This window comes from Pseudomonas sp. SJZ074, from assembly GCF_007828215.1.
Taxonomy (GTDB): domain Bacteria; phylum Pseudomonadota; class Gammaproteobacteria; order Pseudomonadales; family Pseudomonadaceae; genus Aquipseudomonas.
This window is the reverse complement of record NZ_VIUE01000031.1, coordinates 37,641-56,265: the sequence shown is the minus strand read 5'-3', so window position 1 is coordinate 56,265 and position 18,625 is coordinate 37,641. Positions and strand designations below refer to the sequence as shown.

The 18,625-nt window shown below is 59.7% G+C and carries 19 protein-coding genes; 15 read left to right on the top strand and 4 right to left on the bottom strand.

The window, feature by feature from the left end; translation table 11 throughout:
- Positions 1 to 111 precede the first annotated feature (111 nt).
- The 3 genes from FBX99_RS24585 (at position 112) to FBX99_RS24575 (ending at position 2,460) form a co-directional block, all read left to right on the top strand.
- The gene (locus FBX99_RS24585; RefSeq protein WP_144930517.1) at positions 112 to 687 is read left to right on the top strand and encodes a YfiR family protein; all 576 of its coding nucleotides are present in this window, start codon (positions 112 to 114) and stop codon (positions 685 to 687) included.
- Positions 684 to 1,934 (top strand): diguanylate cyclase domain-containing protein, encoded by a 1,251-nt coding sequence (locus FBX99_RS24580; RefSeq protein WP_144930516.1) that lies wholly within the window; start codon positions 684 to 686, stop codon positions 1,932 to 1,934. The genes FBX99_RS24585 and FBX99_RS24580 overlap by 4 nt, the downstream gene beginning before the upstream one ends.
- Before the next feature lie 73 nt (positions 1,935 to 2,007).
- Positions 2,008 to 2,460, top strand: a complete 453-nt coding sequence (locus FBX99_RS24575; RefSeq protein ID WP_144930521.1) for an OmpA family protein — start codon at positions 2,008 to 2,010, stop codon at positions 2,458 to 2,460.
- On the opposite strand, the gene FBX99_RS24570 is transcribed toward FBX99_RS24575, so the two are convergent.
- Positions 2,457 to 3,404 carry a LysR family transcriptional regulator gene (locus tag FBX99_RS24570; protein ID WP_145133193.1) on the bottom strand — a complete coding sequence of 316 codons (948 nt, stop codon included), beginning with the start codon at positions 3,402 to 3,404 and terminating at the stop codon, positions 2,457 to 2,459. The two genes, FBX99_RS24575 and FBX99_RS24570, sit on opposite strands and share 4 nt — an antisense overlap.
- A 139-nt stretch (positions 3,405 to 3,543) precedes the next feature.
- On the opposite strand from FBX99_RS24570, the gene FBX99_RS24565 reads away from it, so the two are divergent.
- The 8 genes from FBX99_RS24565 to gntB all read left to right on the top strand — a co-directional run bounded on the left by FBX99_RS24565 (position 3,544) and on the right by gntB (position 12,929).
- Positions 3,544 to 5,070 (top strand): CoA-acylating methylmalonate-semialdehyde dehydrogenase, encoded by a 1,527-nt coding sequence (locus tag FBX99_RS24565; RefSeq protein WP_144930514.1) that lies wholly within the window; start codon positions 3,544 to 3,546, stop codon positions 5,068 to 5,070.
- Between the two features lie 10 nt (positions 5,071 to 5,080).
- Positions 5,081 to 5,968: a 3-hydroxyisobutyrate dehydrogenase gene (gene mmsB / locus FBX99_RS24560; protein ID WP_144930513.1), complete on the top strand. Its 888-nt coding sequence runs from the start codon at positions 5,081 to 5,083 to the stop codon at positions 5,966 to 5,968.
- Positions 5,969 to 6,201: 233 nt separating this feature from the next.
- On the top strand, positions 6,202 to 7,164 hold the full coding sequence (locus tag FBX99_RS24555; RefSeq protein WP_145133191.1) for a proline dehydrogenase family protein: 963 nt from the start codon (positions 6,202 to 6,204) through the stop codon (positions 7,162 to 7,164).
- Between the two features lie 12 nt (positions 7,165 to 7,176).
- A complete protein-coding gene (locus FBX99_RS24550; RefSeq protein WP_144930511.1) occupies positions 7,177 to 8,238 on the top strand; it encodes a low specificity L-threonine aldolase in 1,062 nt (353 codons plus the stop codon).
- Positions 8,235 to 9,539: a hypothetical protein gene (locus FBX99_RS24545; RefSeq protein ID WP_145133189.1), complete on the top strand. Its 1,305-nt coding sequence runs from the start codon at positions 8,235 to 8,237 to the stop codon at positions 9,537 to 9,539. Before FBX99_RS24550 ends, FBX99_RS24545 begins: the two co-directional genes overlap by 4 nt.
- Entirely contained in the window at positions 9,536 to 10,750 is a 1,215-nt protein-coding gene (locus FBX99_RS24540; protein WP_145133187.1) for an MFS transporter, read from the top strand. The genes FBX99_RS24545 and FBX99_RS24540 overlap by 4 nt, the downstream gene beginning before the upstream one ends.
- The gene (locus FBX99_RS24535) at positions 10,747 to 11,862 is read left to right on the top strand and encodes an aminotransferase class V-fold PLP-dependent enzyme (RefSeq protein ID WP_145133185.1); all 1,116 of its coding nucleotides are present in this window, start codon (positions 10,747 to 10,749) and stop codon (positions 11,860 to 11,862) included. Before FBX99_RS24540 ends, FBX99_RS24535 begins: the two co-directional genes overlap by 4 nt.
- A gap of 128 nt (positions 11,863 to 11,990) precedes the next feature.
- Positions 11,991 to 12,929 carry a guanitoxin biosynthesis L-arginine gamma (S) hydroxylase gene (gene gntB / locus FBX99_RS24530; RefSeq protein WP_256664120.1) on the top strand — a complete coding sequence of 313 codons (939 nt, stop codon included), beginning with the start codon at positions 11,991 to 11,993 and terminating at the stop codon, positions 12,927 to 12,929.
- A 74-nt stretch (positions 12,930 to 13,003) separates the two neighbouring features.
- On the opposite strand, the gene FBX99_RS24525 is transcribed toward gntB, so the two are convergent.
- Positions 13,004 to 13,348 (bottom strand): cupin domain-containing protein, encoded by a 345-nt coding sequence (locus tag FBX99_RS24525; RefSeq protein WP_047698397.1) that lies wholly within the window; start codon positions 13,346 to 13,348, stop codon positions 13,004 to 13,006.
- A 101-nt stretch (positions 13,349 to 13,449) separates the two neighbouring features.
- Positions 13,450 to 14,334: a LysR family transcriptional regulator gene (locus FBX99_RS24520; protein ID WP_144930506.1), complete on the bottom strand. Its 885-nt coding sequence runs from the start codon at positions 14,332 to 14,334 to the stop codon at positions 13,450 to 13,452.
- A gap of 236 nt (positions 14,335 to 14,570) precedes the next feature.
- Here FBX99_RS24520 and FBX99_RS24515 point away from each other — a divergent pair, with 236 nt between their 5' ends.
- Positions 14,571 to 15,335 (top strand): sulfite exporter TauE/SafE family protein, encoded by a 765-nt coding sequence (locus FBX99_RS24515; protein WP_144930505.1) that lies wholly within the window; start codon positions 14,571 to 14,573, stop codon positions 15,333 to 15,335.
- Here FBX99_RS24515 and FBX99_RS24510 read toward each other — a convergent pair.
- Positions 15,325 to 15,636: a putative quinol monooxygenase gene (locus tag FBX99_RS24510; RefSeq protein ID WP_144930504.1), complete on the bottom strand. Its 312-nt coding sequence runs from the start codon at positions 15,634 to 15,636 to the stop codon at positions 15,325 to 15,327. The two genes, FBX99_RS24515 and FBX99_RS24510, sit on opposite strands and share 11 nt — an antisense overlap.
- A gap of 199 nt (positions 15,637 to 15,835) precedes the next feature.
- On the opposite strand from FBX99_RS24510, the gene FBX99_RS24505 reads away from it, so the two are divergent.
- The 3 genes from FBX99_RS24505 (at position 15,836) to FBX99_RS24495 (ending at position 18,517) form a co-directional block, all read left to right on the top strand.
- A complete protein-coding gene (locus FBX99_RS24505) occupies positions 15,836 to 16,426 on the top strand; it encodes an NAD(P)H-dependent oxidoreductase (protein WP_144930503.1) in 591 nt (196 codons plus the stop codon).
- Between the two features lie 183 nt (positions 16,427 to 16,609).
- Positions 16,610 to 17,527 carry a LysR family transcriptional regulator gene (locus tag FBX99_RS24500; RefSeq protein ID WP_144930502.1) on the top strand — a complete coding sequence of 306 codons (918 nt, stop codon included), beginning with the start codon at positions 16,610 to 16,612 and terminating at the stop codon, positions 17,525 to 17,527.
- A 96-nt stretch (positions 17,528 to 17,623) separates the two neighbouring features.
- A complete protein-coding gene (locus FBX99_RS24495; RefSeq protein WP_144930501.1) occupies positions 17,624 to 18,517 on the top strand; it encodes an NAD-dependent epimerase/dehydratase family protein in 894 nt (297 codons plus the stop codon).
- Positions 18,518 to 18,625: the final 108 nt, after the last annotated feature.

The window sequence follows — 18,625 nt, the reverse complement described above, 5'->3', positions numbered from 1 at the left end:
ATTTTAATGACGTCGTTTTTCTGTCGGAAACCACCGTAAGACGTTGTCTCGCTGGCTTTTTGGCACTGTGCTATCGTTCCGACGTTTATTGGATCGATCAAGAGAGTTTCCATGGGTGGAGCTGTTCAGCAAGCACTGCGCGCCAAGGACTGGAGGCGTTATCTGCTTGCCGGTTTTTTGTGTTTGCTGTCGCCTGTCCTGGTGGCTGAAAACCAGGAGTCCATAAGTCACGCGCAGATGCGGGCCGAGGCGGTGACCCAAGTCGTATTGGGCATTCTCAGCTACGCCCGTTGGCCCATAGAGCCTACCGAGCTGCAGCTTTGCATTGTCGGTCCGACCCAATACACCGACGATCTGGTCAAAGGCACTACCCAAGCCACTGGCCGAACAGTGAATGTGCGACGTTTGCTGGCGGATTACCCTGGCATCGCCGATGAATGCAACGCGGTCTATGTCGGCAGATTGACTGCCGATGAGCACACCCAACTGTTTGCCTCCTTGATCGGCAAACCGGTATTGAGCATCAGCGAAGGCGGTGACCAGTGCACCGTGGGCAGCCTGTTCTGTCTGCGGGTGGGCGATGAACAGGTGGCGTTCGAGGTCAACCTCGATTCGGTCGCGCGCAGTGGCGTACGCATCCACCCGAGTGTCCTGCAGCTTTCACGTCGCAGGTCGGCAGCGCCATGAGCCTGCCAGCCTCGCGTGTCCGTCCCACCCTGGGCTCGGTCATCGGCCGCGGCCATCTGATCGTTGCGCTGGTGGCAGTGACCATGGCGAGTGTCTCCCTGACTTTGTTGGGAGTGCTTGCATTACGGGTTTATGCCGATCACAACCTGCACTTGATCGCACGGTCGATCAACTACACGGTGGAGGCGGCCGTGGTATTCGATGACTCGGTGGCTGCCACCGAGGCGCTGGCATTGATTGCCACCACCGAAGAGGTCGCCGACGCCCGCGTATTCAATGAGCATGGCCGCCTGCTGGCGCATTGGCAGCGACCGGAAACCGGTCTGTTGTCGGAACTGGAGATGCATATCGCCAAGGCCTTCCTGGAAAAACCCATCAGCGTGCCGATCCTTCATCAAGGGCAAGCCGTTGGCAGTGTCCATCTTGCGGGGCATGGTGGCAGTCTGTTGCGCTTTTTGCTCAGCGGCCTGGCGGGAATCATCGTGTGCACGGCGGTGAGCGCCTGGGTGGCGCTTTATCTGGCCAGGCGCCAGTTGCAGGCGATCACCGGTCCCTTGCGCAGCCTGGCGGACGTGGCCCACGCGGCACGCAGCGAGCGCGCCCTGGACCGACGGGTACCGCCGGCTGCCATCGCCGAACTGGATAACCTCGGCAACGACTTCAACGCGCTGCTCGCCGAACTCGAATCCTGGCAGACCCATCTGCAGAGCGAGAACGAAACCCTGGCCCACCAAGCCAGCCACGACAGCCTGACCGGGCTGCCGAACCGGGCGTTTTTCGAGGGGCGGCTGATTCGTGCCTTGCGCAACGCCAGCAAGCTCGACGAGCAAGTGGCGGTGTTGTACCTGGACAGTGATCGGTTCAAGGGCATCAATGACAATTTCGGCCACGCTGCCGGCGATGCCGTACTGACAGCGGTGGCGACCCGGGTCCGTGCCCAGCTTCGTGAGGATGACCTGGTGGCGCGCCTTGGGGGGGACGAGTTCGCGGTGCTGCTTGCGCCGTTGCACAAGATCGAGGACGCCGAACGGATCGCTGAGAAAATCATCGCCAGTATGGAAATACCGATTCAATTGCCCGGTAATGCTTCGGTGCTGACGTCGCTCAGTGTCGGCATTGCGGTCTATCCCGATCATGGCGCCACTCCGGGCGCTTTGCTGCATGCCGCCGACGCAGCGATGTACCAGGCCAAGCGCCTTGCCCGAGGCGGCCAACATTCGACGGGGACGGAGCACCCCGTTGCTTAACTTCAACACCAGGAGCTGACGCGTGCGTTCATACCCTCAATCTGTCCCGCAACTATTCATTTCATTTCTGTTCATGGCCGTCCTGGCTCTGAGCGGTTGCCAGACGGCCCCGCCAAAAGGCCTGACGCCTGCGCAGATTGCCGTGCTCAAGGAGCAAGGATTCAAACTGACCGACGAGGGGTGGGCGTTCGGCCTGTCGGGCAAGGTGCTGTTTGGCAGCGACGTGGAAAGCCTGAATGAAGCCAGCACCGAGATCGTCGAGCGAATCGGCAAGGCGCTGCTGGGCGCCGGAATCGAACGGGTGCGTGTCGATGGTCATACCGACGCATCGGGTTCCCAGGCCTATAACGATCAACTGTCGATACGTCGGGCCAGTAGCGTGAGCAAGGTGCTGATTGGCGTTGGCATGCGCGAAGAAAACGTCCAATCCCGCGGCCTGGGCAGCAGCAAACCGGTCGCCTCCAACGACACGGTCGAAGGCCGGACGGAGAACCGTCGCGTGGCCATCGTGGTCATTGCCGACTAATCGGCAAACACCATTTCCCGGGTCGCGCCCATCAGCAGGGCCCGATTCTGTTCAGTCACCTCCCGGATGTAATCCCACAACAACGTAATCCGCTTGAGCTTGCGCAGGTCCTCGCGGCAGTACATCCAGAACTGCCGGGTGATGGTGATGTCCTCCGGCAGGACTGGCAGCAACCATGGATCCTGGGCGGCGAGGAAGCACGGCAGAATCGCCAGGGAGCGCCCTTGCTGCGCCGCCACGAACTGCGCGATCACGCTGGTGCTGCGCAGATGGGCGTTGGCGTCGGGCAGCACGTTTGCCAGGTAGAGCAGCTCCGAACTGAAGGCCAGGTCATCCACATAGCTGATGAACGAATGCTTGCTCAGATCCGACGGACGCTGGATGGGCGGGTGGTTGTCCAGATAGGGCTGGGTGGCGTAGAGCTGCAGCCGGTAGTCACACAGTTTGCAACATACGTAAGGACCATGTTCGGGGCGCTCCAGGGCGATGACAATGTCGGCCTCGCGCTTGGAGAGGCTGATGAAGTGCGGCAGCGGCAGGATGTCCACCGAAATGGCTGGGTAGGCGTCGACGAAGTGGCTCAATTGCGGCGTGATGAAGTAGCTGCCGAAGCCTTCCGTGCAGCCCATGCGCACATGGCCGGACAGCGCGACGCCCGATCCGGACACCTGTTCGCAGGCCATGTGCAGGGTACTTTCGATCGATTCGGCGTAGCTCAGCAGGCGCTGGCCTTCGGCGGTCAGGACGAAGCCGTTGGTCCGGGATTTCTCGAACAGCAACGTACCCAACGAGGCTTCCAGCGAGCCGATGCGGCGCGACACCGTGGTGTAGTCGACGCCGAGGCGCTTGGCCGCGGTGCTGGCCTTGCGGGTGCGGGCCACTTCCAGGAAAAACTTGAGGTCGTCCCAGTTCAGCGAACCGAGGGAGGTGATGTTTTTTTGCATGATGGACCGGTTTTTATGTGCGTTCTTATTAGAAGTTTGCACATCTATACTCCAAAAATCGTCTCATCACCAAGGGTGTCTTTGCGCCTTGGTTTCTGCTGAATCAACGCTCTCTATAAGAACAATCCCGGAGGCCAGCATGAACGTTTCCCTTACGCCCAGTGACACCACCCTGCAGACCGTCAAGCTGTTGATCGACGGCCAGTGGGTTGAATCCCGTTCCAGCGAATGGCAAGACATCGTCAACCCGGCCACCCAGCAAGTGCTGGCGAAGGTCCCGTTTGCCACCGCCTCGGAAGTCGATGCCGCCATTGCAGCTGCCCAACGTGCCTTCCAGACCTGGAAGCTGACGCCGATCGGCGCGCGGATGCGCATCATGCTCAAGCTCCAGGCGCTGATCCGCGAACATTCCAAACGCATTGCCGCTGTGCTCAGCGCCGAGCAGGGCAAGACCCTCGCAGACGCCGAAGGTGATATTTTCCGTGGCCTGGAAGTGGTCGAGCACGCCTGCTCCATCGGCACCCTGCAGATGGGCGAGTTTGCCGAGAACGTCGCCGGTGGCGTTGACACCTACACGCTGCGCCAGCCGATCGGTGTCTGTGCGGGTATCACCCCGTTCAACTTCCCGGCGATGATTCCGTTGTGGATGTTCCCCATGGCCATCGCTTGCGGCAACACCTTTGTCCTCAAACCGTCGGAACAGGATCCGCTGTCGACCATGTTGCTGGTCGAGCTGGCCGTGGAAGCCGGTGTGCCGGCGGGCGTGCTCAACGTGGTGCATGGTGGCAAGGACGTGGTGGATGCCCTTTGCACTCATAAAGACATCAAGGCGGTGTCGTTTGTCGGCTCGACGGCGGTCGGCACCCATGTGTATGACCTGGCGGGGCGTCATGGCAAGCGCGTGCAGTCGATGATGGGCGCCAAGAACCACGCGGTGGTGCTGCCGGATGCCAACCGCGAACAAACCCTCAACGCCCTGGTGGGGGCCGGCTTCGGCGCGGCGGGCCAGCGTTGCATGGCGACTTCCGTGGTGGTGATGGTGGGCGCGGCCAGGCAATGGCTGCCGGAACTGAAAGCGTTGGCGCAGAAGCTCAAGGTCAACGCCGGAAGCGAGCCGGGCACCGACATCGGCCCGGTCATCTCCAAGCGGGCCAAGGCACGGATCCTCGAATTGATCGAGAGCGGCGTGCAGCAAGGGGCGAAGCTGGAGCTCGATGGCCGGGGCGTCAGCGTGCCGGGCTTCGAAGAGGGTAACTTCGTCGGGCCGACGCTGTTTTCCGGCGTGACCAACAAGATGCGTATCTACACCGAAGAGATTTTCGGCCCGGTGCTGGTGGTGCTGGAAGTCGACACCCTCGACGAGGCGATTGCCCTGGTCAACGCCAACCCGTTCGGCAATGGCACCGGCCTGTTCACCCAGAGCGGTGCGGCGGCGCGCAAGTTCCAGAGTGAAATCGACGTCGGCCAGGTAGGGATCAACATCCCGATTCCGGTGCCGGTGCCGTTCTTCAGCTTCACCGGCTCCCGCGGTTCGAAGCTCGGTGACCTTGGCCCGTACGGCAAACAGGTGGTGCAGTTCTACACTCAGACCAAGACCGTTACCGCACGCTGGTTCGATGATGACAGCGTCAATGACGGTGTGAACACCACCATCAATCTGCGCTAAGGAGTCGGACATGAACATCGCATTCATCGGCCTGGGCAACATGGGCGCGCCCATGGCGCGCAACCTGCTCAAGGCCGGCCATTCGCTGAACCTGTTCGACCTGAACCAGACCGTGCTGGCTGAACTCGCGGCGTTGGGCGGCACGGTCAGCGCCTCGCCCCGCGATGCAGCCCAAGGGGCGGAACTAGTGATCACCATGCTGCCGGCCGCCGCCCATGTGCGCAGCGTCTGGCTGGGTGAGGGTGGCGTGCTGGCCGGCATCGCCGCCGGCACGCCAGCGGTCGATTGCAGCACCATCGACCCACAGACCGCCCGCGACATTGCGGCCGCTGCCGCCAAACAAGGCGTGGCGATGGCCGATGCGCCGGTTTCGGGCGGCACCGGCGGCGCGGCGGCCGGCACGTTGACCTTCATGGTCGGCGCCACCGCCGAGTTGTTCGCCAGCTTGCAGCCGGTGTTGGCGCAGATGGGCCGTAACATCGTCCATTGCGGCGAGGTCGGCACCGGCCAGATCGCCAAGATTTGTAACAACCTGCTACTTGGGATTTCGATGGTGGGCGTCAGCGAGGCCATGGCCCTGGGCGACGCCCTGGGGATCGACACTCAGGTTCTGGCCGGCATCATCAACAGTTCCACGGGGCGTTGCTGGAGTTCGGATACCTACAATCCATGGCCGGGCGTGATCGAAACGGCCCCCGCCTCCCGTGGCTACACCGGTGGCTTTGGTGCTGACCTGATGCTCAAGGACCTGGGCCTGGCCACCGAAGCCGCGAGGCAGGTTCATCAGCCGGTGATGCTGGGCGCAGTGGCGCAGCAGTTGTATCAGGCGATGAGCCAGAGGGGCGAGGGCGGCAAGGATTTTTCGGCTATCGTTAACAGCTATCGCAAGCCTCAATAAGCGCGTGAGGCGGTGCACCGTGGCGAGGATGAGTAACCCTCGCCACGAGTTGCTTATTGAAACTGTAATAAACCCTGTTTAGTGTAGGCCCCCTGCTTATTTCTGTATTTTATATCCATGAAACTCCAGTGAATTAACTCGGGTTTATTGTGTTTATGGAGTGTTGACAGAAATAAATCATTGCACAATACTCGGCGCTCAGGACGAGCGATACATATCAAGGAGCGATACCCATGCCTTCGCAGGAAACATGCGTACTTACCTCTGCCGGCCTTAAAAAGTTGGCGTTGAATCAAGAGTGTCGAGACGCTTTCAATAAAGACTCACTGTTCTTCAGGTTATTCGAGCGCGCCGCTCAGCGTTATATAGTCTCGTCGAATCTGGAAGGCCTGCCTGCCAAGCTGCAACTGCTCTACGACGAGGGTTATCAGCTCGGTGTCGAATATGTCGGCGAAGAAAACCATGACCCGCGCGTCGTACAGTCTTTTGTCGATGAATACCTGGCATCCATCCAGACTTTCGCTAAAGCCAAATTAACTCCCCAGTTAGGTTTCGATTTAAGTGCGGTAGGGATGCTGATATCTCCGGAAACTGCATATCGTAATGCCACCACCCTTTTGTCCGCTGCGGCGAAACATAATATTCCCGTGATGATCAGTATGGAGCACTCTTCGGCGGTCGATAAGATCCTGGAAGTGTATTCCAAGTTGGCGCCCGATCACTCCAATGTCGGTCTCACTGTGCAGGCACACTTGCATAGAACGGTGAATGATCTACCCGCCATCATTGGTTATGGCCGTAAGATCAGGCTGGTCAAGGGCGTTTATAACGAGGCGCCCGAAGTCGCTCTTCCCCGGGGCGCTGAACTTGATGGGCGCTATTTGACACTGCTGGCCGACATCCTCGACGCCGGGATTCCGGTCAGTTGCGCAACGCAAGATCCGAACCTGATCAAGCAGCTCTTCGAACAGGGTTTCCATTCCCGCATCGAGGAGCTGGAAATGCTCCACGGCGTGCAACCCGAGGCGTTGCGCAAAGCCAAGGATGCCGGGCTGGCCTGTCGTATCGCGGCGGTCTATGGCGATAGCTGGTACCTGCATTTCCTGCATCGGTTGGCGGAGTCGCCTGTCAATGTCCTCGAGGCCCTGGCCGACTTCTACGACCCTTCTCGCATTGTCTTTGGCGCAGGTTATTAAGGGAGCACTTTCATGTTTATCGATCTCAGAAGCGATACGGTAACCAAGCCAACGGAAGGCATGCGCAAGGCGATCTATCAGGCTGAAGTGGGGGACGACTGTTTCGGTGAAGATCCGACGGTGCGTGCACTGGAAGAGTACTGCGCCCAATACTTCCAGAAGGAAGCGGCGCTGTTCACCTCAGGCGGCACGTTGAGCAACCAGTTGGCTATCAAGGCCATGACGAACCCGGGTGACGAGATATTCCTGGACGCCTCCTACCACATCAACTTCTATGAGTCCGCCTCGACTTCGGCATTTTCCGGGGTCAACTTTTCGCTTTCAACCCACGACAGCGGGTTGTTCACGGTCAGTGACCTGGAAAAACTCCACGCCTCCAAATGCCGCTGGAGCCAGAACTACGCCCTGCCACGGGTGGTGGTGATCGAAAACACGCTTGGCTGCAAGGGCGGCGCGATCTTTCCTCTGCAGCAGATGAACGATGTCTTTACCTATGCCCAGGATATCGGCGCCTATCGTTACCTTGATGGCGCACGCATCCTTCATGCGTCCATTGCTTCCGGCATTGATGTGACCTCGTATACCGACAATGCCGATCTGTTGTCCATGTGCCTGTCCAAGGGGTTGGGCGCGCCAATCGGCTCGATCATGGTGGGTTCCCAGGAGCTGATACAGCGTGCCAGGAAATACCGTAAATGGTTCGGCGGCGACTTGCATCAGGCCGGCATGATGGCGGCTGCCGGGCTTTATGCGATGCACAATCATGTCGAACGCCTGGCCGAAGATCATGAGCACGCGGCGCTGCTGCATCAATTGCTCAACGACATCGACGAAGCGCCCGCTCGCTATAAGGGCACCAACATGGTGACGCTGGATATTGCCTCGCTGGAGATCACCCCGATGCAGTTCGCAGGCTACCTGCGCAAGCAAGGCGTAGGCGGGCTGCCTTATAACGCCCGGGAAATGCGCTTCATGCCGCATATCAACATTACCCGCGACGATATCCACAAAGCCGCCGGTATCATCAAGGACGCCGTCCGTGCGCTCAGTCAGGCTGGGGAGACGATCAAGTGAACTACAAGAAAAATGTGGTCCTGATCGTCGATGCCTATTCGATCGGCAGCCTGATCGCGCCCGCTTTCATCTCCCGTGGATTTGACTGCGTGCATCTGCGTTCGACCGCCAACGTCAACGAGTTCTACAAGCCCTGGTTTCGCCCCGCCGATTTTATCGAAGACATTCTCTACAGCTCGGATGCCGAATTACGCCAGGCCTTGGCCGGCTATTCGGTCCAGTTCGTGCTGGCCGGTTGCGAGTTCGGTGTGGAGCTGGCCGCTCACCTGGCCGAATTGTTTGATGTAACGCGACGCAATGATCCGCGTCATGCCATTCGCTGGCGCGACAAGTTTGAAATGCATGAGGCGCTGCAGCAGGCCGGTGTACGGTCGATCAGGCATTTCAAGTCGGCGTCATTGGCGGCCATCCAGGAGTGGGTCAAAGAACACAGGATCCTGCCCGTGGTGTTGAAGCCGATCAAAAGCGCCGGCTCCGATAATATCCATATCTGCACCTGTGAGGGCGAGGTCGAGCGGGCATTCGAGGCGATCAAGTCGAGCCGTAATCTTTTTCTCGAAAGCAACGAAGAAGTCCTGGTTCAGCAGTACCTGGATAACTCGGATTTCAAGTCGGAGCTGTCGGCGAGCAAATCCAGTGATGTAGATATCGAATACTGCGTCAACACCGTGAGTGTCGACGGCCAGCACTATGTCAGCGAAATCATCCGCGTCTATCGCACGCGGATTGGCGATTCGCCAGTGCACGACTACAACCAGTTGATGTGTCCGGTGGACAATGCCGATGTCTACGCACGCCTGTCGCGTTACATTTTTTCCGTGCTCGACGCGCTCGGTATCCGCCAAGGGGTCGGTCACAGCGAACTGATGATTGTCGACGATGAGCCCGTACTGCTTGAAACTGCGGCACGTATGCCGGGCGGTATCGATCTGTCGGCTTATACCCGCGCCCTGGGGCATAACCAGTTGAGTCTGTGGATCGACTCGCTGGTCAACCCCCAGGCCTTTCTCGACTACCGTCAGCGGCCGAGAACCCGGCTCTACTTCCATTCGAGCTGCGTGTTTCTGATCGCTCGGCAGGCCGGTCAGATCCAGAGGGCGCCTGAGCTGGCGCGGTGGAAGGCGATCCCCGGGGTGCACAGCATCAAGATCCAGGATGAGGGCATGCTCAAGGAAACCATATCCCTGGAAAACTGCCCGGGCCACGTTTTCATCCTCGGTGAGGATCGTGCGGCCATCCAGAAAAGCATCGAGTTGCTGCGTGAGGATGAGCCCGATGTCTACAGGGCCATGCTGGCATGAACGACATTTCGGGAGAGTTGGTGGTGCAGGACGGGGCCAGGGTTTATACGAGGCCTGTGATTCTGCTGCTGTCAGCGACGTTTATCCTGACCGTTGCCCGGGCGCTGGCGTTGCCTTATCTGGTGGTCTATTGCTCCCAGGTATTTGGCCTGGGCGTGACGGACATCGGTCTGGTGGTAGGCGGTGCATTGATCGTCAGTTCATTGCTGGGGGTCTATGGCGGTTTCCTGGTGGACAGGTTTTCCAACTATCGCATCCTGCTCGGTGCGGCCACCTTGTTTGCCCTGGCATTTGCCGCGGCCTACCAGGTTGCCAGCCTGGTGCCGTTCATCATCGCCATCGTGATGGTGAACCTCTCTTATTCCGTGATCGATATCGCCGTGAAGTCCGGCATCGGTTTCCTGGTGATTGCCGATAAACGGGGAAGCGTATTTTCCATGAAATACACCCTGACCAATGTCGGTTACGCCATCGGTCCGTTTCTGGGCGTGTTGTTCGCCAAGTTCAGCCCTGGTCTGCCCTTTGCGGTTTCGGCAATGATTGGCGTGGGGTTCGTGGGGCTGTACAGCGTGTTGGGCGAACGCCTTCCCCAGGGAGCTGGCGCGGAGCGTCCGAACAATGACTTCGCTCGTGTTCTGGTTCATCTGGGGCGTAATTACCGGCTGGTCTGCTTTACGATCGGCGGCATTCTCAGTGCGATCGTATTCGGACAGTTCACCGCCTATCTCTCGCAGTATCTGATCGTGACCAGCGACCCGGAAAACACCTACCGGATCATCAACTACCTGGTCACCACCAACGCCTGCGTGGTGATCGGCCTGCAATACCTGGTCGGCTCCAGGATCCATCAGAACAATCTGTTGCGTATGTTGCTGCTGGGCATGTTGTTCTTCATCACCGGGCTCCTGGGTTTCGCTTATGCCCACGGCTGGATGGTCTGGGTGGTGGCCATGATCATTTTCACCGTGGGGGAAATCATCATTATCCCGGCGGAATATCTGTTCATTGACTACATCGCGCCGGAAGACATGCGGGGCGTGTACTACGGCGCGCAGAACCTGTCCAATCTGGGGGCGGCGCTGGGGCCCGTACTGTGTGGGGCGGTGTTGTCGTTGTATGCGCCCCAGACCATGTTCTACGTCCTGTCGCTGTGTGTGGTCGCGGCCAGCTTGTTCTACTTCCTGGGCTCCAGGCACGGGGGGCATTCATGATTCATTTCAACACGGCCGGTTCGGGACTCATGTCCCGAGAGACGCTGGACCGGATGCAGCGTTACTTGCAGGAAGAGTTCGAGCTGGGCGCCTATGAAACCGAGCTGAATCATTCTCCGGTACTGGACGTCGAGGTCTATGAAAACATCGCCCGATTGCTCGGCGCCGAGGCGCGCAACATCGCGTTGTTCGATGGGGCGACAAAGGCCTGGGTGACCGCGTTGGAGTCGCTGACCTGGACCGAGGGCGCGCGGGTTCTGGTCACGCCTTACGAATATGCGGGCAACCTGATTGCATTGTCCACGTTGCAGCGCCTGCACGGGGTGGTGGTCGAGGTGATGCCGTTGTTGGCCGATGGCAACCTGGACCTGCAATGGTTGGCCCGGAACATGAGCGCCGAGGTCAAGCTCGTCTCGCTCGTCCATGTGCCTTCCTGCTGCGGCATCGTCAATGACATCGTCGCGGTGGGTAACATTCTGCGCGATTACCCAGGCCTGTATTTTGTCGACGCCTGTCAGTCGGCGGGCATGCTTGCACTGGATGTGCGGGCCATTGGCTGCGACGTATTGACGGCGGCCGGCAGGAAGTTTCTCTGTGGGCCTAGAGGTACGGGATTCGCCTATCTTTCCGAGCGTTTCATGGCCTGCGCGCAACCGCGTTTCACCGATCTGGGCCGGGCCGGTGTCGATCTATCCGGGGTGGTCCATCGGCGTCTCGACGATGCCCGTGGTTTTGAGTTTGCCGAACGCAACAACGCGGCAGTGGTGGGCTTGAACCAGGCGATCAAGGAACGCTTGTCGAGTGCCTACGGCGAAGAGTCGGAGCTCTACCGAACTCTTTTCCAGCGTCTGGCCCGCATGCCCGACGTCCACTTGATTGCGCCGGGTACGCATCATCAAGGCATCATCGCTTTTACTCATGCTCGCTGTGCGGCGACGGAAGTCGTCGGCTACCTGCGCGCCCGAGGAGTCAACTGTTGGCCGGGGTATGCCTCCCATACCCCGTACTTCATGTTGAAGCAGGGGCATGAGCGCTTCGTGCGAATCTCCATCAATGCCCGGAACACCGTTCGCGAGGCGGATGAATTCATCTCTTTGCTGGAGCAGATATAACCCGGCGCAGGGCACGAAACTTCAAGGCAGAAACCGTGTGCGTCTGTAGTAATCACGTTGGATCTAGAAAGGGAATTCTGATGAACGATATGACTAGGTTTAATCCTTCAGCTGAACTAAGGCAGCGCTTGCGTCCCCTGTACCACAAGGATAACTGGCATTGGCTGGTTGCCCTTGGCGCGGATTTGATGGTCATTGCCTCGGCCATCTACCTGAGCCATCGCTATAACTTTCTGTATCCGCTGGCGCTATTGTTCATTGGCTCTCGACAGCGCGCCCTCGCATCGCTTTTGCACGAAGCGGCGCACATGACCCTGGCCCGGAGCAAAGTGCTCAACAAGTGGGTCGGCGAGTATTTACTGGCTTATCCGATCTTCCAGAACTACGAAGCGTACCGTCGCTCCCATGTACAGATGCATCACCACCATCTGGGCGATCAGAACAAGGATCCCGATCATCGCTTCTACATCGAGTCCGGCCTGTATGAAGCCCAGGATCGCCTGGACTTCCTGTCCCGGCATCTGTTCAGGAGCGTGACGCTGGTCAACACCTACAAGTATTTCCTCTACCTGGTGAAGAATCGTGCCGGTGACATTCTTGCCAACCCGTTACAGGGCGTGAAGCTTCTGGCGGTGCATGGGCTCATCCTGTTGCTGTTGAGCTATTTCGTCGGTCCATGGGGCTATGTCCTGTTCTGGCTGATTCCGTACTTCACGGCCTTCCAGGTGATCGGCTGGTTCTCCGAGATTTCCGAGCACTTCGGCATGTTCGGTGTGTACAAGGAGGAGGTGAAGCTGACGCGCAATCGCTTCCCGACCTTGCCCGAAAGATTGTTCATCGGCATGCATGGCGATAACTATCATCTGACGCATCACTTGTTTGCCGGTGTTCCGTTCTGGAACCTGAAGCAGGCACACCGGATCCTGATGGACGATGAGAGCTACGCCGCCGCGAACCGCGGCTGTGGAGGGATTTTCACGGCGAGGGGAGAGGCCCGGTCCAGCATCCATCAGATACTGGAGGCGTACCGAAGCGGCAAGATCAGCGCCATAAACGTTACGGTGTAGCGACAGGTTGTGGCACTGCGCTGTGTTCGCATCGGGCGAGCACAGCGCATCGGCCGCAGGCGTATCGAACCGCGTCAGGCAAAGACGAAGTATTTGCGCACGGTTTCAACCACTTCCCAGGTGCCTTTCATCCCAGGCTCGATGACAAAGATGTCACCGGCCCGCAGATGGATGGGTTCCATGCCTTCCGGGGTGATGATGCAGTAGCCTTCCTGGAAGTGGCAGTATTCCCACTTCACGTATTCCACGTACCATTTGCCCGGCGTGCAGATCCAGGTGCCCATGATCTTGTTGCCATCTTCGCTGGTGTAGGCGTTGAGGTTGACGGTGTGCGGGTCGCCTTCGAGCTTCTCCCATTTGCAGGCATCGAGTACGGGCAGCGGATGGGTATCGCGCAGGACGGTGATAGGTGCGGTCATGTGGACTCCGGGCATTTGGACGTAAGCTGAAGAGGCACCCTATAGGCGTCTGCGTTCCTTCAGTTGTCTGTGCTCGACATCGAGCTACCCAGAAACGCAAATCAACGCTCGGACAGATGCATGGCCAGGGCCCTGGCGTAGACGGGTAACGTCTCGAAATTGCGCGCCGCCAGCAGCAGGGCCCGTTGTGCCCAGGTTTCGTGCAGCGGCATGCACCGATACGATGGCTCGGCAGGGCGACGTTCGATGGCGGCCCGTGGGACGATGGCGATACCTGCGCCATGGGCCACCATGCGAATCACTCCGTCGAAACCGTCGGCACGAATGCGGATCCGCATGCGCAGCCCGGTGTGCAGGGCCTGCTCTTCGAGGTACACCGCCAAGGCGTTGGCGGCGTTCAGGCCGACATAATCATGGCTGAGGGTCTCGCTGAAACTCACCACGCGACCGTCGGCCAACGGGTGTTCGGACGGTAGGATCAATACCAACGGATCGTTTCGAAAGCGCCGGGTCTGCAGGTCATCGGTGTCGACTGCGTCGGATACGACACCCAGGTCTGCCGCACCTTGGCGCAAGGCATGGGTGATGCGCGAGCTGGGCAGTTCCTGCAGGTCGATGTCGAGATTGGGGTGCTCCTTGAGAAACGTGGCCAGCAACTCGGGCAGGTATTCGCTCACGGCGCTGGTGTTGCACAGCAGCCGTACCCGGCCTCTGACACCCTTGGCGTACTCGGCCAGATCCTGTTGCAAGTGCTCCGCATGTTGCAGCAACACCCGGGCATGTTGCGCCAGGGCCTTGCCGGCCGGCGTGGGCGTTACGCCACGGCGGCCGCGTTCGAGCAGTTCGGTCCCCAGGGACGCTTCCATGGCTCGGACCCGCGCACTCGCCGCTGCCAGGGACAGATGGCTGCGGGCTGCACCGGCGGTGATGCTGCCGGTGTCGAGGATGTTCAGGTAGAGGCGCAGGTCGGTGAGGTCGAAGTGCATGGTATGGGGCCTGTGCCGGGTTCTGTAGTGGCTGATGAATTGCTTTCGCGAGCAGGCTCGCTCACACAGGGTTTCGGGTGTACACAGATCTTGTGTTTCACACCGTTCATTGTGGGAGCGAGCCTGCTCGGGATGGCGTCAGTAGCCCCCACAAAGTCTAAGCCTCTTGTTGAGCAAGAGGCAGCCTCAGTATATGGCAGATTTCAAAACAACCCGCCTGGGCCCAGGATAGGGCCATGAACACATTCATCACTTTCTATCAGAACCTGGGCCCAATGCTATCCCTACTGGTCATCGCCACTTTCCTGCTGGCCGGCACGATCAAGGGGGTGATCGGCCTCGGCCTGCCGACCATTTCCATGGGGTTGCTCGGCCTGGCTATGGCTCCGGTGCAGGCTGCCGCATTGCTCATCATTCCAGCCACTTTGACCAACCTCTGGCAACTGGCCTTCGGCGGTCACTTGCTCACCTTGATCCGGCGCTTGTGGCCGCTGCTGCTGGCGATTTTCTTCGGTACCGGCCTTGGCACCCTGTGGATCGGCATGGCCGGCGGGGCGTGGGTGGTGCGGGCCTTGGGCGGCGCACTATTGGTGTATGCCCTGAGCGGGCTGGCGCTGCCGACGCTGCGGGTCGATGGTCGCGCTGAGTCGTGGCTCGCCCCGCTCTGCGGCCTGCTGACCGGTGTCATTACGTCTGCCACGGGGGTGTTTGTCATTCCGGCGGTGCCTTATCTGCAAGCGTTGGGCTTGAGCAAGGACCAGTTGGTGCAGGCTTTGGGTCTGTCCTTCACGGTCTCGACGTTGGCCCTGGCGGCCGGCCTGTTGTGGCGCGGCGCCTTGGGCGGAGGGGAACTGGGCGCGTCGCTGCTGGCCCTGGTACCGGCACTATTGGGGATGTGGCTGGGACAGTGGTTGCGCCAACGGATCAGCGCCGGGCTGTTTCGGCGGGTGTTCTTCATTGGCCTTGGCGGGCTCGGCGCTCACTTGCTGATCAGTGGCTAGACGGCGCACTCAGCATTTCGACGCGGCGGATCTCGAAGTCGCGCTCCAGGTAGTCCATGCGTTGTTCGAAGAATTGCTTCATGTGTGGAAGATTCGAATGCTCGTCCAGATGGGCCTTGGATTGCCAGATTTCATAGAAGATAAACAGCGTCGGGTCCTGCTGGTCCCGCAGCATGTGATATTCGATGCAGCCCGGTTCGGCGCGACTCGGCTCGACGTAGGCACGAAACAGTGTTTCGAAGGCTTCGGCTTTTTCCGGGCGGGTCTTGGCGTGGAGGATGAAACCGTGCAGTTCGCTCATCGCGAGTCTCCTGAAATGACAGTGGATGAATTCTAAGGCAACAATTAGCCGTTGATTCGTGCGTGCAGGTCAAATCAGTTTTGCCGCTGCAGCGCTTACTCCGCGCGAAGCTCGTCGCTAGTCTGCCCCCCATCATTTCAACCTTTCCATTCGGCGGCCCCTTCGACGGTGCTCGCCGTGGAACCCGATGAGGCTCCCCATGAAAAAAGTCCTGCTGCTCAACGGTGGTAAACAGTTCGCTCATTCCGACGGCCGCTATAACGCGATCCTTCACGACACGGCCCTCAGCGTGCTGGACCGTGGTGGCCTGGACGTGAAAAGCACGTTCATTGACGGTGGCTACGACATCAAGGAAGAGGTCGCCAGGTTTCTCTGGGCCGATGTCGTCATCTATCAGATGCCGGGCTGGTGGATGGGCGCGCCGTGGACCGTGAAAAAGTATATCGACGAAGTGTTCACCGAAGGACATGGCAGTCTCTACGCCAGCGACGGCCGTACCCGCTCCGATGCCTCGCAGAAGTACGGCAGCGGTGGCCTGGTCCAGGGCAAGCAATACATGTTGTCGCTGACCTGGAACGCCCCGCAACAGGCCTTCGACGATCCGTCCGACTTCTTTGAAGGCAAGGGCGTGGACGCGGTGTACTTCCCGTTCCACAAGGCCAACCAGTTCCTCGGCATGACCGCCTTGCCGACCTTCCTGTGCGTGGACGTGATGAAACGTCCGAACGTCGAAGCCGATGTGGCGCGGTATGAACAGCATTTGATCGAGGTGTTCGGCCTGGAGGCATGATATTTCAGCGCACATGCGGCTACTATTTTGTGGCGAGGGGATTAATCCCCGCTCGCCTGCGAAGCAGGCACCGAAGTTGATAACGCGGCCATCCAGGCACATCGCGTGTTGACTCAAGGTCCGCTTCGCGGCCCAGCGGGGATAAACCCCCTAGCCACAAGAGAACAATCGACAGGAACATTTGTGAAAGCCAGATCCGACGAGTTGCAGATCTTCGTCTGCGTGATCGAATGCGGGTCGATCTCCGCCGCCGCCGAGCAGGTCGGGCAGACGCCCTCGGCGGTCAGCCGCACGTTGTCCCGGCTGGAAGCCAAGCTCGACACCACGCTGATCAACCGCACCACCCGGCGCATGGATTTGACCGAGGAGGGCCGGTATTTCTTCGAACAGGCCAAAGGTATTCTCGACCAACTGGAGGCGTTGGAGGAGCGCTTGTCCTCTCGTCAGCAAAAGCCTTCGGGGCGGTTGCGGATCAACGCTGCGTCACCGTTCATGCTGCATGCCATCGTGCCGCACATCGACGAGTTCCGCAGGCTCTACCCGGACATCCAACTCGAACTCAACAGTAACGACCTGATCATTGATCTGCTGGAGCAGAGCACGGACATCGCCATCCGCATCGGCGCGCTCACCGATTCGACCCTACATGCCCGTCCCCTGGGTTGCAGTCCGTTGCACATCTTGGCCAGCCCCGCTTATCTGGAACGATATGGTACGCCTTCCACCGTCGCTGAACTGACGGAGCATGCATTGCTGGGGTTTGCCCAGAATGATGGCCTCAACCAATGGCCCTTGCGCCATCTTCACGGCGACCGCTGGCCCATCCAGGCGGCCATCAGCGCATCCAGTGGCGAAACGGTGCGCCACCTGGCGCTGCAAGGGCAGGGGATCGCCTGCCTGTCGGACTTCATGACCCGCGACGACATCCGTGCCGGTCGATTGAAAGTGCTGCTGGCCGAGGCGAACAGCGGATACCGCCAGCCGATCAACGCGGTCTACTACCGCAACTCTCAACTGGCGTTGCGCATCCAGTGCTTTCTGGACTTCATCCAGGACAAGCTCGCCGAATACGCCTCGCGGGATTTGCAGACTGATTCGTGACTTCAAGGCAAGAGTGATTTGGGCAATATGGACTGTTTCGCCAAGGATCGGTCCTCGATACTCGTTCCATCACTGATTCTGCCAAGGAGTTTTTCCATGAACGTATTCGTCACCGGCGCTGCCGGTTTCATCGGCGGTTCCATCGCCACCGGGCTGATTCGGGCCGGGCACCAAGTCAATGGCCTGGTGCGCAACGCCGAGCAAGCGAGCGAACTGGCCGCCCTGGGTATCAATCCGGTGATCGGCACCCTGGAGGACAGCGCGCTGCTGACCGCACAGGCCCGCGCCGCCGATGCGGTGATCAATGCCGCCAGCAGCGATCATCGTGGCGCGGTCGAAGCGCTGCTCGAGGGCCTCAGGGGCTCGAACAAGGTCCTGCTGCATACCAGCGGTTCGAGCATTGTCGGCGATGCTTCGGGTGGTCTTGCCAGTGCTGACATCTACCAGGAGAACAACTTGCCGGAGCCTACCGTCGACAAGGCTGCCCGCGTCGCGATCGATAACCTCGTCCTTGCTGCGGCAAAGGATGGCGTGAACTCGGCGGTGATCTGCAACACCTTGATCTATGGCCACAGCCTGGGTGTCAAACGCGACAGCGTGCAACTGCCGCGTCTGCTCAAGCAGGCGCGTAAAAGCGGGGTGGTGCGGCATGTCGGGCCGGGGCGCAATATCTGGTCCAACGTGCACATCGAGGATGTAGTGGAGTTGTACCTGCTCGCCCTGACCCGCAACCGGCCGGGTACGTTCTACTTCGTCGAAAGCGGCGAGGCCTCGTTCCTCGACATGACCACCGCCATGGCCCGGGCATTGGACCTTGGCGAACCGCAGGACTGGCCGCTGGCCGATGCCGAGGCCGAGTGGGGTTATGAAATGGCCAACTACGGCCTGGGCTCCAACAGCCGTGTGCGAGGCAGACATGCCCGCGAACTGCTGGGCTGGGCACCGAAGCGGACGTCGGTGGTGGAGTGGATTCTCAACGAGATGGTGTAAGACGTAGCACTTCGCCCTGTGGGAGCGGGCTTGCCCGCGAAGGCGCCGGGCCAGTCAATCTTGAGTCGGCTGATAGACCGCTTTCGCGAGCAAGCCCGCTCCCACAGT

What these genes read in the sequence shown, in the direction of transcription:
- FBX99_RS24585 (WP_144930517.1), top strand. Translation starts at nt 112, where the DNA reads ATGGGTGGAGCTGTTCAGCAAGCACTGCGCGCCAAGGACTGGAGGCGT.
- FBX99_RS24565 (WP_144930514.1), top strand. Translation starts at nt 3,544, where the DNA reads ATGAACGTTTCCCTTACGCCCAGTGACACCACCCTGCAGACCGTCAAG.
- FBX99_RS24540 (WP_145133187.1), top strand. Translation starts at nt 9,536, where the DNA reads ATGAACGACATTTCGGGAGAGTTGGTGGTGCAGGACGGGGCCAGGGTT.
- FBX99_RS24535 (WP_145133185.1), top strand. Translation starts at nt 10,747, where the DNA reads ATGATTCATTTCAACACGGCCGGTTCGGGACTCATGTCCCGAGAGACG.
- FBX99_RS24575 (WP_144930521.1), top strand. Translation starts at nt 2,008, where the DNA reads ATGGCCGTCCTGGCTCTGAGCGGTTGCCAGACGGCCCCGCCAAAAGGC.
- FBX99_RS24570 (WP_145133193.1), bottom strand. Translation starts at nt 3,404, where the DNA reads ATGCAAAAAAACATCACCTCCCTCGGTTCGCTGAACTGGGACGACCTC.
- FBX99_RS24580 (WP_144930516.1), top strand. Translation starts at nt 684, where the DNA reads ATGAGCCTGCCAGCCTCGCGTGTCCGTCCCACCCTGGGCTCGGTCATC.
- FBX99_RS24550 (WP_144930511.1), top strand. Translation starts at nt 7,177, where the DNA reads ATGTTTATCGATCTCAGAAGCGATACGGTAACCAAGCCAACGGAAGGC.
- FBX99_RS24510 (WP_144930504.1), bottom strand. Translation starts at nt 15,636, where the DNA reads ATGAGCGAACTGCACGGTTTCATCCTCCACGCCAAGACCCGCCCGGAA.
- FBX99_RS24520 (WP_144930506.1), bottom strand. Translation starts at nt 14,334, where the DNA reads ATGCACTTCGACCTCACCGACCTGCGCCTCTACCTGAACATCCTCGAC.
- mmsB (WP_144930513.1), top strand. Translation starts at nt 5,081, where the DNA reads ATGAACATCGCATTCATCGGCCTGGGCAACATGGGCGCGCCCATGGCG.
- FBX99_RS24525 (WP_047698397.1), bottom strand. Translation starts at nt 13,348, where the DNA reads ATGACCGCACCTATCACCGTCCTGCGCGATACCCATCCGCTGCCCGTA.
- FBX99_RS24495 (WP_144930501.1), top strand. Translation starts at nt 17,624, where the DNA reads ATGAACGTATTCGTCACCGGCGCTGCCGGTTTCATCGGCGGTTCCATC.
- FBX99_RS24505 (WP_144930503.1), top strand. Translation starts at nt 15,836, where the DNA reads ATGAAAAAAGTCCTGCTGCTCAACGGTGGTAAACAGTTCGCTCATTCC.
- FBX99_RS24555 (WP_145133191.1), top strand. Translation starts at nt 6,202, where the DNA reads ATGCCTTCGCAGGAAACATGCGTACTTACCTCTGCCGGCCTTAAAAAG.
- FBX99_RS24515 (WP_144930505.1), top strand. Translation starts at nt 14,571, where the DNA reads ATGAACACATTCATCACTTTCTATCAGAACCTGGGCCCAATGCTATCC.